The organism is Spirosoma litoris (genome assembly GCF_054776755.1).
In genome coordinates, this window is record NZ_BAAHBI010000036.1 from 119,460 (window position 1) to 132,482 (window position 13,023).

Here is a 13,023-nt window from a genome sequence, read left to right on the forward strand (position 1 = left end):
TCTTGCCATTCGTTTTAAAATTATTAAAGAAAATTTTATCTAATAAATAATTTGTTGTTTGTTATATTCCATATTACTTTCTAATACTGCGTGAATTTTAAAAATGCATACAGTACTGGAGGGCGAGTTTTTTAATATTTCGAATTGTTTATCGAAATATTACCTAAATAGCTATCGGCTATGATTAGTTATTTATTGCCCAGTTCGTTTGAAAAGAAACTTTTGTGTCTATACTCTCAACTGACTTTTCCTTTATGAAGATTTTAATTTACGACATTAATTATGCACCTGAACTTACGGGCGTAGGTAAATATACTGGTGAAATGGGTGCCTGGCTTAAACAGAGAGGGCATACTGTTCAGGTAATTACTGCAATGCCATACTATCCAGAATGGGCTATACATGAGCGATATAAAGGTAGGATGTGGTTTACAGAAATTATTGATGGTGTTACTGTTAATCGCTGTCCTTTATATGTCCCAGAAAAAGCTACTGCGTTAAAACGAATAATACATGAGTTTTCATTTATACTTAGTAGTTTATATTATTGGTTACCTATATTTTTTTCAAAACAGTATGATGTTGTAATTTGTGTTGCCCCCCCGTTTCATGTTGGCTTTTTGCCCGTTCTGTATTCATTGTTTCGGAATGTTCCATTGTGGATGCATCTTCAGGACTTACAGATTGACGTAGCTAAAGAGCTGGATATGCTCAAGAATAAGAAATTCCTATATTTTCTTTTTAGAATTGAAAAATTTATCTTAAAACGATGCATGAGCGTTTCGACTATAAGTGAAGGAATGATTCGCAAAACAGCTGATAAAAAAATAATACAATCTTCCTGTAAACTATTTCCTAACTGGGTTGATGAGCAACATGTTAAACCTTTGCCACCAGCGCAATCGTTACGTGCTGAATTAGGCTTATGTGATACTGATAAAGTAGTTTTATATTCTGGTAGTTTAGGAGAAAAGCAGGGTTTAGAACTAATTATTAAAGCTGCACACTCATTTTCTAATAATAAACAGGTTAAGTTCTTAATATGTGGATCTGGCAGTTATAAATTACACTTAGAGACTATGGCACAGCAATATGGCTTGACGAATGTGTTGTTTCATTCACTTCAGCCTTATGAAAAGTTGCCCGCGATTTTGGCAACGGCCGATATTCATTTAGTACTTCAAAAAAAATCAGTGTCTGATTTGGTCTTGCCTTCAAAATTAATTAGTATTTTATCTGCTGGTGGCTGCACCTTAGTATCGGCTGTTCCTGGTACTAATCTACATGATATTATTTACCGCCATCAAATGGGTATTTTAATCGATCCAGAATCAGTTGATGCTCTTTTTAATGGAATTAAACTCGCTTTAGAGTCAGATTTGTCGACTTATAAACAGAATGCGCGTAGATATGCTGAATTACATTTGAGCAAGGAAGCGATTTTGAGGAAATTTGAGAATGATTTACTACAATTGCATAGTTCGGTAACTAGACCATTGAAATTTCCTGTGGCTAAAAGTTTACCACATACTAACAGTCCTTTAGCTTAGGTATATTAAAATTAAGAAACTAGTGCTCGTCCAATTTAGATTCTATAGATTCTCGGGGCCGCCCGCGCGGTTGATTCTATCGTTCCTGATTATCAGTACAACAACAGTCGGAAGAATCTATAGAAACAGTTAGAATCTAGTTTGTCAAAGCACTAGTATATAGTACTCGTGAAAAATAATTTCTTAGATTAATTACACTGTTTTTATGATTAAACTATACTAGATCATGCTAAACAGGGAGATAACTAATGAAAATAATAGGATAATTATTTTAGATAGCTTACGTGGATTCTGCGCTATGATTGTGCTGTTTCACCACTTCTTTGAGATTAATAATTTTTACTTTTTTTACCATTTCAACAAGCTCGCTTATAGATTGCTTGAACAGATATCGCATCTAAACCAAGAAGCGGTGACTTTTTTCTTTGTCTTATCTGGATTTTCTATCGGGTTAAGTTTAAAAGACAAACAATTGACTCAAAAACTTGTAATTAATGAGTATTTCTATAGACGATTTAAACGTATACTTCCTATTTATTGGCTTTCATTATTAATTGCTTTTCTCATTGGTTCCCTGATGGGTGTAGTTAATGGTAAAGAATTTAGTTTATTCAATTTAATTGGTAATTTATTGTTTTTACAAACTGCTCCATCGATTCCAGAATCATGGTTCGTTCCTTTTGGCTTTAATGGCTGCTTATGGTCCTTAGCTTATGAGTTCTTTTTCTATTTGTTATTCCCATTTGTCTTTTTCGTTAACTCTAAGGTATCTAATTTTTCTATAGTGTTTAAGTTCTTTATTCTTTTCCTTGTTACGCTTCTTAGTATTTTTTTGAATAAACTCTTCTTTATGCCTTATATTTTATTTTTTGGTGGATTTATGGTTTGGTTGCTTGGATACATTAATTCGTTGTTTTTTTTGAAAGCTAAAAATCTTAAATTGTTATTTCTGGTTGTGTTAGTAATTGGTTTAGCTGGATCATTAATAACTAGGACATATATTCACTCGGCATCAGTTATGGTGCTCAGCAGAGGATTATTAATGAATGCTTTTTTTTATTTTGTGCTTTTTTTAAGTAGATCTAAACTATATCCGAAGTTATTGTTTAATAAAATACAGGATTTCTTAAACATTGCCTTTTATGAGATAGGCTTGGGTAGTTATGCAATTTATGCAATACATTACCCTGTATTACTCTTTCTTAAATATTATGACTTTAATTTGTTTATTCAATTGCCTATTATTGTTGTTTTAATATTGGTTTGTATTTTTCTGGAAAAAAGAGTCTCTTTGTTGAAGCTTGATATTTTTAAAATAAACTATTTTAAGGTTTTTCAAAATCGCTCTTTTGTTAAATACGAGAGTTAATGTGTTATCGAACTGTCAATTTGTATTGATTTTTTGTAAACTTCTTGTCGGTCATTAAATGCACTTTGATTTATATATGGCTTTCTATTAACTAGTCTAACTCTGATCTTCTGTAACTAATCGATATAGTACATTGGGGAAAATTATCGGGAAGAGACCTTGCAAAATTTGAAGTAACCTTGATGTTGATCCTTTTTTGTTATTTGGACTAATTTTTTATTATATCCTATTAATGAAAAGCTACTTCATCTTATTTGGCTTCGCATTGAGTAGTTTTTTTCTGTTTTTCACCCGTGTTCCTGCAATTGGGCAGTTTCATAATCGACCCATTTACGATACAGCAACGTGTCGGGGAGTTGTATATCGGGCAGAAATAGCCGGTTTGACTTCTACTAATGGTAACACACCGTTTTGGCTGCGATCAAATCAATTTGGCACTGTTCCCTGGGATTCACCAACTGGAATTGGTAGTGTTGGATTTACTGCACTTTGGGGCAATGCCAGGCAACCCAGAAAACTTTATTTCAAAGCAGGTGTTGAGTTAGTTGGAAATTTGAACCAAAATTCTCGACTGATTTTACCCGAAGCCTATGCATCTATTCGACTTGGTCACGGTGAATTATATATTGGTCGTCGAAAAGAGATTAATGGACTAACCGATACTTTGTTGACTTCCGGTTCTGTTGCTTGGTCAGGAAATGCTTTACCAATTACGCAAATACGGTTAGGAACAAGAGATTTTACTCCTTTAAAATTTACTAGCGGAGTTCTGGCAATTAATGCGTTTTTTAGTCAGGGCTGGTTTGCCAATTCAGATTCAATGCAACACGTAATGCTGCATGCCAAATCTGTATTTCTGCGTTTTGGCAAACCCAACTGGAAATTTCGATTATACGGTGGTATTAATCATTTTGTTCAGTGGGGGGGATATTTGCCCGTTTTACCAGCTTATATGCACTATTTTCCCGGTGGTACATTGACCCAAAATGGTCATTTAGCCAGTTCCTGGAAAGCTTATAAAGCAGTTGTCTGGCCTATTGGACAGCCGGGTGGAGATGAACAATTTACCACCATTGATACACTGAATCAAGTTGGTAACCATCTGGGTTCCATTGATTTTGCTATAGATATTCAATTACGACAGTCCAATATTTATGCTTATTATCAGCATCTTTATGAGGATGGCTCTGGGCTAAAGTTTCAAAATTTTCCTGATGGACTTTGGGGAGTCCGATGGAAGAATTTAAGTGCTACTAACGATCGTTGGTTTCAACTTAAACAACTAACATTCGAGTTCTTGACTAGCCTGAACCGTAGTGGAAATGATCCAATATATGGTGGGGATGATTACTTTTTCAACGCACAATATCCTGACGGCTGGGTGAATAAGGCGTCGGTTATTGGTACGCCGATTTTTACGAGAACGGCCGATATTCCAGCAGCTATGCGTAATGGAAATGACTGGTTTAGTCGGAACAGACCTGTAAATAATAATGCAGTACAAACATTACATATGGGTTTGTATGCTTTAGCAGTTCAAAAAATCCCCCTTGTGTTACTCGTTACGGCTAATAAATATTATGAGTGGCCAATGATCGAAAAGAACTACAATCAACTTTATATGAGTCTGGAGGCTAATAACATTTCGTTGGGTAACCCAACCGGACTGAAAGCAGGCATAAAACTGGCTTATGATACGGGCGATATTTTTACCAATAACCTGGGAGTTATGGTAATGATCAGAAAAGAAGGTATGATAAGATAAATGCTTGCCTAATCATAGGGTTAGTAATACGTATATAGATTATCGTTAGTTGTGTCGCTTTGAATTTCTTGCCAACGAAAAAATATTCGTCATGAAGGTTATCCTGATTAGTAATTACCCACTTGATCGACAGGAGAGCATGGATCGCTTTGCACATATGCTATCAGCTGCTTTTCGGGATGCTGGAATAGAGACGGAAGTCTGGCGCCCTAAAGTCCTGTTGGGAACCTGGTTTAAGTCATCAACGTCGGGTTTGGGGAAATGGGTGGGATATGTGGATAAATGGCTGATTTTTCCATTGCTATTACGACGGCGTCAAGTGGGGATTCGCCTATCGCGCCAAGAGGTTCGTTTTCACATATGCGACCATTCAAATGCCCCCTATCTGGCCCATTTGCCAATCGATAAGACCGTGATAACTTGCCACGATGTCATTGCTATTCGAGGGGCTTTGGGCTACGCTGATGCTTACTGGCCGACGTCAGGTTTGGGAAAATTTTTACAGAAGTGGATATTGGTCAATCTGAGTCGAGCTAAACGAATTGCTTGTGATTCCCAACAAACGCTTGATCAATTAAACGAAGTGACAGCTGGTTACACAACTAACCGGGTCGACTGGCGAGTTGTTCATGTTGGTTTCAACGCACGGTTTGAGGTTATTCAATCAGAAGAGAAAGAATCGTTGTTGAGCAAAGCGGGTATTCAACCAGGCGTTCCGTTTATTCTTCATGTCGGTTCGTGGCTTCCACGTAAGAACCGACGTATGCTGATTGATATGGTGCATTCGTTGGGTAGCCAATGGACTGGTAACATTTGTTTCGCTGGAAATGCCGTTGACGAAGTGTTAATGAGCCATGCCCGTTCAGTGGGTTTGCAGGATCGGATCTGGTCGGTTGAGGAGCCAGATCATGCTACACTCGTTGCCCTTTACAACGCCTGCGATTCGTTTATTTTCCCTTCTTTTTCGGAAGGCTTCGGGTGGCCTGTCATTGAAGCGCAGGCTTGTGGGGCTCCTGTCATTGCCAGCCATAATCAACCTATGCCGGAAATCAGTGGTGGTGCTGCTTTCCATCTTGACCCAACCAAACCTGCGGAATTCGCGAATGCTTTTCTGGCTTTACAAGATAAAGATATTCGTCAGGACCTGATTCGACGAGGATTCGAAAATACGAAGCGCTTTGAACCAATCCATATGGTAAATACATATATCGAGTTGCATGGACTGAAACGGCCAGCCATTTCTCTTGACAGTGTGCCACCTGTCTCCGTAAATCTTGCTGGAGTTTCTGAAACAAGTTCATTATCAGTAGGAAGTAACTAGGAATGCGGTTTGTAGTCCTTTGTCGGTACGTATGTTTTTGAAGCTAATTTCGTGTATGCTGCCCTGGCCCCTGCGACGCCTTGCTTTGATGCGGTGGTTCGGGTACGAAATTCATCCGCGTGCTCATATCGGTCTGGCCTGGATATTCCCCCGTAAACTTAGTATGGCAGAGGGCGCCCGGATTGATCATTTTACCGTGGCTATTCATCTTGAGCAGATACATATGGGGCAGAACGCAAGCATTGGGCGTGGTAATTGGATTACGGGTTTCCCAATGAATACGGATTCGTTACATTTTCGGCATCAATTGGAGCGCCAGGCTGAACTGAGAATGGGAGAATCGGCAGCTATTTCAAAAAATCATCATCTTGACTGTACAAGTCTAATCCACATTGGCCGCTTTGCAACCATCGCTGGGTATAACTCGCAGTTCTTGACCCATTCGATCGATGTAGCTGAAAATCGGCAGGATAGTGCCTCTATTTACATTGGCGATTACACGTTCGTGGGGACGAATGTGGTCGTATTAGGGGGCGCTGCGCTACCAGCTTATTCGGTCCTTGGTGCAAAGGCGTTGTTGAATAAAGCGCATACTGATGAGTGGACGCTTTACGGTGGTGTGCCCGCAAAACGTATTCAAAAAATACCAGCAACAGCTAAGTATTTTACCCGAACCACTGGATTCGTTTACTAGTACTCGTCCAATTTAGTTTCTATAGATTCTTTGGGCTCTATCGTCTTTGATTATCAGTACAATAGGATCAACCGCGCGGGCGGCCCCGAGAATCTATAGAATCCCCTAGAATCTATTTTGCTAAAGCACTAGTTACACGACTTGCTAAGCATGAATCGCCAACTTTAGTTAAACTAGCTTTGTAAGCGAGTCGACCATCTTACCAATCCCCTCCCGCAGGCTAACAGCGGGTTGATACCCTAATTCGCGTTGGGCTTTCGTCAAATCAGCCCAGGTGTGGCTAACGTCGCCAACTCGGTTAGGCGCCTGAATAATAGTCGCCTGTCGGCCTGTCACAATCTCGAGTGTGTTGATCAACTCCTGGGTCGATACGGGCGCTCCGCTGCCGATGTTGTAAATCTCAAATCCATTTATCTGGTGCATGGCCCGGCAAATTCCCTGAACAATATCAGAAACGTAGGTATAATCACGACTGCTTCCTTCTCCGTAAACAGTTAGTGGGTGCTGCTGGAGAAGGGCCTTTAAAAATTGTGATATGGCCATGTCGGGGCGTTGGCCTGGACCGTAAACTGTAAAAAAGCGAAGGCAGGTTACCTCAATACCAAACTGCCGATGGTATTCTTTACAGAGTTTTTCGCCCTGATATTTTGTGAGTGCATAAGGGGAGATTGGTAGGAGGGGCTGGCAGTTTTCCTGGAGTGGTAAAGAACAACTTTCTCCATAGACCGATGACGATGAACAATAGATTAGTTTCCTGACGCCACTGGTACGCATAACCTCCAACAAGTTTCGCGTTCCCTCAACATTTACCGCCATATAGGTCGCTGGTTGTTGAAACGAAGCCTGAACGCCAGCCAATGCAGCCAGGTGCACAACGGTATCAAACGTATACTGCTGAAATAGTTTTTCTAACGTCTCTTTATGGCAAATATCGCCCCGATGTAGGTAGTAATTAGAGTTGACTAAATTGGCTTCTATATTACGCCATTTCTGCGCTGGACTATAGTTCTCGAAGAAGTTATCCAGTACGTGAACCGTACAGCCGGTAGTTAGTAACTGGTTGGCCAGGTGCGATCCAATAAAACCAGCCCCACCTGATAATAAAATGTTCATGTTCAGATAACAAAGGTGTGAAAATCTGAGCTGATCACTTATTGGGTGTGACTAACTCAGACTTTCAAGATAGTAATAAACCGTCATATATTTTTTAGGTAAACCTGGAAATATAAAAATCCCGACAAGCCAAGACTTGTCGGGATTTTTACTTTAAATGGGGTCTTTTTTCTAAAAAGTTATGCCTTAAGGCAGTTTCGGCCAACTAGATGACAACTAGTTCTGGTGAACCGCCTAACGAGCCTTAACAACTGCCTAAAACCTGGGCTCCCACACCAAATTTGTATAATAAAGTCCACCTACAGCCGGGCCACCAATAAACGTATAGTAGTACTGATTAAAAATATCAGTGCCCCCCGCTTTTATGAGCAGATTTAGCTTTGGAAGTCGGTAACTGATCTGGGCATCTACCGTATTGATCTCGGATACAGTTCCTGTAGCCAACTCTGACTGCCACAAAAAGGCGTCCTGGTGTTTGTAGTTCACCGAAAAGCCAATGCCCTGCCAGAGGTTGCCATTCGAAATGGTGAGGTTTGTAATCCAGCGAGGTGTATTAAACGAACTCTCCAATCCATCGCCATTTTCTGCCCGATCGAGTTGAGCAAAGGATGCATTCCCGCCCACCGACCAGTTCTGGGTTACGCTATAGCGCAGACCAAGGCTGGCTCCGTAATTGAAAACTTTGGTTTGCGAATTAGTCCATAACCGATAGCGGTCCTGAGTAGTCGAGGACGAAAAATAATAGGCCAACGAATCGGGATTCGAGCCTTTGGCTATGTTGGCGTTTACCTGAGCGATGAAGTTTTTATAGGCCATGTAATAAGCGTCGACATCAACAAAAAGGCGCTGTTTGAAAAATAGGCCCTTATAACCCACCTCAAAACTGTTCACCTGTTCGGGTTTCAAGTAGGTGTAGGGGCTTTGTTTAAGTAGTCCTTTGTTCTTCTGAATAGCCTGATCTGTAGTCGATTTGTTGGTGTTGACATCGGTGGTGATAGCTGCCTGAAACGCGTTGATGGACGTGACCAGGTAAGCGTTTTCGTAAATCCCGTGCGACATGATCGGTAAGCCTCCAACGCGCTTCACACCCCCTGAGTTAATGTTGGTGAAACCCTCGAATAAGGAAGGGAATCGATAGCCATTCTGGTATGAAACCCGGATGTTATTATTTTCGGTTGGCGAATACACGACCGACAATCGAGGGTTGAGTCGGACATCGAAATAGTAGTTTTTGTCGATCCGTAGCGCCCCGGCTACCTTTAGTTTATTGTCAAGAAAGGTACGACTTAGCTGCACAAAGCCTCCCGTTTTGCCATAAACTAGATTTTTGCCACTCTCGGTAGGGTTAATAAAATAATTACCATCGGGAAAGACGATATACCGCCGAAAATCGAACCCAGCCTGAATCGTTAAGCCGGTCTGTTCCCGAAACCGCTTCCAGAGAACTCGCGTCGGTTCAACCTGCCCTTCCACGTGATACATCCAGGACTGCACCCGCAAAGCCGCGCCAATATCCCAATTGTTAATGTCACGCAGCTTGGCAACCAGATTGTTAAAGGTAGGCGTTCCCGGTACAGGTCTTCCCTGATCAGCTACGGCTCGGGCATCCCGGAGCGCGTCAGAAACAGCGGTACCAGCCTGTGTATCCTTATTGAATTGATTTGTAAAGTCGCTAAACCACTGGTTGTCAGATTTGAATGACTTATCGATATTTTCGGCCATCGACCGAATGTTATAGGAGTCGCCTGTGTTTTCGCTGCTTCTATACGCCCGGACTTGTATCGAAGGGGTAGTCAAAGTCAAACTATGCTGATCGAGCCGATAGTTTTCTAAACGAAAGCGGTTTGTTCGCTGATAAACATTGTTCAATGTAGCGCCCTGGTAGGTGTAAGCTAATTCAACTGTCGGAGAGAACCGGTAGTGGAGAGACAGGTCACCGCGCAAATTCTTTAGACCGTAATCAGTAGCTTCTTTCTCATAGTAGCCCGTCCGACCAATGCTATAGCGTTTGCCGCCCAGGGTGAGCGTACGTCGGTTGGCCGATTCGTTGCCATAGCCATTAACGGGATCGTAAGCGGGATTATCGGCCCCAAACAAGTTGAGCGAGGCATTGCCATTGGGGTTCAGGTCGTCTCGATTGTCCGCTATCCAGTCATAACCACGCTGATAAACCAGATTTACCTTAAACGCAAACCGCTCTCCCAACCGACGGGCGTACCGCAGGCTGGTTTCTGAATACATCTTTGCCGATGTAGCGGCATCGCTCACATGATTGACTCCCGTTTTCTGGCCGATACTTAACCCTTCCGAATCGAAGGGGTTGCGGGTCAGAATATTGACAAGGCCATTCAAGGCGTTCATGCCGTAAAGGGCAGAGGCAACACCAGGCACCAGCTCAACTTGTTGAATATCCAGATCGGAAGGGGCCAATGCGCTGGCAATAGGAGCCCCGATGTGTGGTGCCTGATTGTCTCGGCCATCAACAAGCTGGACAAATCGAACGTTGGTTGTTGTGGCAAATCCACGAGTGTTATATACCTTAAAACCCAGACTAGATGTGAGCAGGTGAACCCCTTTGATATTTTCAATCGCATCGAAATAGGACGGTTGAGCCGATAGCCGAATGCGCCGGGCATCCAGAACTTCAATACTAACGGGCGATCGGAGGATTGATTCGGATACCCGCGACGCCGATATAACTACTTCGGCCAATTCTCGAGAACGTAGGGTGTCAGGATTGGGAATTGTATCCGTTGGAACAGGAGCGGCTAAGCTTAGCCAAAGAATGGTAGAATTGAGCATATAGGTTGGAAAAAGTTGGCAAGTTCGTTATGTTTTGTTGAATATAACGACTGACAAGTTTAAGCCAACTAACAAATATGAAGTTTGTCCAGATTTTATGAATTCCCGGTTTAAAGGGACGATTGACAAAAGGGAGGTTATTATAGGTCTTCGTTCGTTTGTATCCTCTTTTTCGACAGGATTTACAGGATGAACAGGATGTGTTGAGTAGATAGACATCCTGTTCATCCTGTAAATCCTGTCGAAAAAATTTAAACAGTTGCCAGACTAAACGGCAGCTTTCTAATTCGCTTGCCGGTCAGGTCAAAAATGGCGTTTGTCAGAGCAGGGGCGAAGGCCGGTAAACCAGGTTCGCCGACGCCACCCGCATCGGCATCGTTCTCCATGATGTATATCTCAATTGGGGGAATATCTGTGATACGCGGCAACTGGTATGAATAGAAATTCTTGTCGACCGGTATACCATCCTGGAAGGTTACCTGGTGCATCGTGGCGGCACCAAGGCCCATCACAATAGCTCCTTCTACCTGCGCTTTGATGGTATCGGGATTAACGTACCAGCCACAATCCATAACAGCCCAGACGCGATCGATGGTTAGTTTGCCATCCGTATTGCGGGATACTTTGACTACCTGACCAACCGTGCTGCCAAAACATTCGGTAATGGCGGTACCGTATCCCTCATTTTTCTTCCGGTTTTTCCAGCCCGATACGTCGATCATCTTGTCAATTAATAGATGCAGCCGATCTTCCTTCAAATAGTCTTTCCGGAAAGCCAGCGGGTCTTTTCCTGCCTCGATAGCCAGCTCATCCAGAAAACTTTCGTAGGCAAAGCCGTTGGTCGACGCATAGACCGATCGCCACCACATGGTGGGAATGGGCGTTTCGAAGGGAATATCCTGAATGCTCAGGTTTTTAATACTATCAAAATACGGTTTAAGAAAGCCTTCCGAAGCACTGCCGTTTGGTTTGTCTTTTGGGGCTCCACGCCAATGATTATTGTTTTGGCCAGCTAGTTTGACTTTGAATGCACTGATTTCGCCATTGGTAACGACGCCCTCGCAGCGATAGGATATACCTGGCCGATACGGCCCCTGCGTAGCATCGTCTTCCCGAGTCCACACCACCTGAACAGGAGCACCAATGGCCTTTGAAATCACCGATGCTTCGTGGGGATAATCCATGAAGGCTTTCCGGCCAAATCCACCACCCAGAAACGTCATGTTCACGATCACGTTTTCGCGGGGGATGCTCATTTCTTTGCTGATGTAATCCTGTATCCACTCAGGAGCCTGGATTGGTCCCCAGATTTCGAGCTTACCCTCCTGATAGTGAGCCACGCAGTTCAGTGGCTCCATGCAACTATGGTACTGGTAGGGAGTTTCATAAACCACATCGATTTTCTTCGGGGCCTGAGCGATAATGCCCGCAGCATCTCCCTGTTGTTTAAACGGAAGTCCTTCCTGAGTTTGGAGCGCTTCGGCCTGACGCTTGTAAATCTCCGCCGTGCTTAGGTGTTCAAAACCGCTATCGTCCCACTCCACAGTCAGTACTTTTTTGGCCTGCATAGCTGCCCATATCGAATCGGCTACAACAGCAACGCCTTCCCGGTAGGTACTAAAAACGCCCATTCGGGTCTTAACAATGTGTTTAACGCCGGGGATTTTGCGGGCTGCGGTATCATCAAAGCTTTTGACCTTGCCCCGCAAGCGTGGATTACGCACTACCATCGCATAGAGCATACCCGGAATCTCTTTGTCCAGGCCGAAGGTAGCTGTACCGTTGGTTTTCAGTCGGGTATCCTGACGAGGTAGCGGCTTGCCAATGAGCTTGTATTCCGATCGCTTCTTCAGGATAATATTCTTGGGCGTCTCCAGTTTATTGGCATCAAGAACAAGCTCTCCGTAGTGAAATTGCCTGCTTGTTGGTCGGTGAAACACATGACCGGCCTGCGCATAACAGTCCGATTTGGGTACGCTCCATTTGTTGGCTGCTGCCTGAATCAGCATTTCGCGAGCGGTAGCGCCCAGATTCAGTAAATTCTTGTACGAACCACGAACCGTTGAACTACCCCCTGTAATCTGGCTCCCGTATTTCTTATTGTCGCCTTTCGCAAAAACGATGTTTACCTCGTCCAGATTTACTTCCAGTTCTTCGGCAACCATCTGAGGAATAGCCTGATAAACACCCTGGCCCATTTCGGCCCGGTGGCTAAAAATGGTGACTTTGCCCGATGTATCGATGTGTACCCAGGCATTCATCTCAACACCAAAACTATCGGCCTCGGTGGCCTTGATAATTTCGGCTTCTTCGGCGTTGGTTGGGATATAAATACCCAACGAAAGAACCGCTCCGCTAAGGCCAACGGTTTTTAGGAAATTCCTTCTGGATACTGTCATGGTGTTCCTG

The 13,023-nt window shown here is 43.0% G+C and carries 8 protein-coding genes; 5 read left to right on the top strand and 3 right to left on the bottom strand.

Annotated features, from left to right (window positions below; genetic code table 11):
- Positions 1–254: 254 nt before the first annotated feature.
- The 5 genes from ACYVGR_RS22730 (at position 255) to ACYVGR_RS22750 (ending at position 6,699) form a co-directional block, all read left to right on the top strand.
- On the top strand, positions 255–1,550 hold the full coding sequence (locus ACYVGR_RS22730; RefSeq protein WP_460961003.1) for a WcaI family glycosyltransferase: 1,296 nt from the start codon (positions 255–257) through the stop codon (positions 1,548–1,550).
- 226 nt (positions 1,551–1,776) lie between these two features.
- The gene (locus tag ACYVGR_RS22735; protein WP_460961005.1) at positions 1,777–2,919 is read left to right on the top strand and encodes an acyltransferase family protein; all 1,143 of its coding nucleotides are present in this window, start codon (positions 1,777–1,779) and stop codon (positions 2,917–2,919) included.
- 232 nt (positions 2,920–3,151) lie between these two features.
- Positions 3,152–4,684, top strand: a complete 1,533-nt coding sequence (locus ACYVGR_RS22740; RefSeq protein ID WP_460961007.1) for a capsule assembly Wzi family protein — start codon at positions 3,152–3,154, stop codon at positions 4,682–4,684.
- A 91-nt stretch (positions 4,685–4,775) separates the two neighbouring features.
- Positions 4,776–6,005 (top strand): glycosyltransferase family 4 protein, encoded by a 1,230-nt coding sequence (locus ACYVGR_RS22745; protein WP_460961009.1) that lies wholly within the window; start codon positions 4,776–4,778, stop codon positions 6,003–6,005.
- Positions 6,006–6,060: 55 nt separating this feature from the next.
- Positions 6,061–6,699, top strand: a complete 639-nt coding sequence (locus ACYVGR_RS22750; protein WP_460961011.1) for an acyltransferase — start codon at positions 6,061–6,063, stop codon at positions 6,697–6,699.
- 168 nt (positions 6,700–6,867) lie between these two features.
- Here the strand turns inward: ACYVGR_RS22750 and ACYVGR_RS22755 are convergent, their stop codons facing one another.
- The 3 genes from ACYVGR_RS22755 to ACYVGR_RS22765 all read right to left on the bottom strand — a co-directional run bounded on the left by ACYVGR_RS22755 (position 6,868) and on the right by ACYVGR_RS22765 (position 13,013).
- On the bottom strand, positions 6,868–7,812 hold the full coding sequence (locus ACYVGR_RS22755; protein WP_460961013.1) for an NAD-dependent epimerase/dehydratase family protein: 945 nt from the start codon (positions 7,810–7,812) through the stop codon (positions 6,868–6,870).
- Between the two features lie 255 nt (positions 7,813–8,067).
- The gene (locus ACYVGR_RS22760; RefSeq protein ID WP_460961015.1) at positions 8,068–10,614 is read right to left on the bottom strand and encodes a TonB-dependent receptor; all 2,547 of its coding nucleotides are present in this window, start codon (positions 10,612–10,614) and stop codon (positions 8,068–8,070) included.
- 251 nt (positions 10,615–10,865) lie between these two features.
- Entirely contained in the window at positions 10,866–13,013 is a 2,148-nt protein-coding gene (locus ACYVGR_RS22765) for a molybdopterin cofactor-binding domain-containing protein (RefSeq protein WP_460961017.1), read from the bottom strand.
- Positions 13,014–13,023 lie beyond the last annotated feature (10 nt).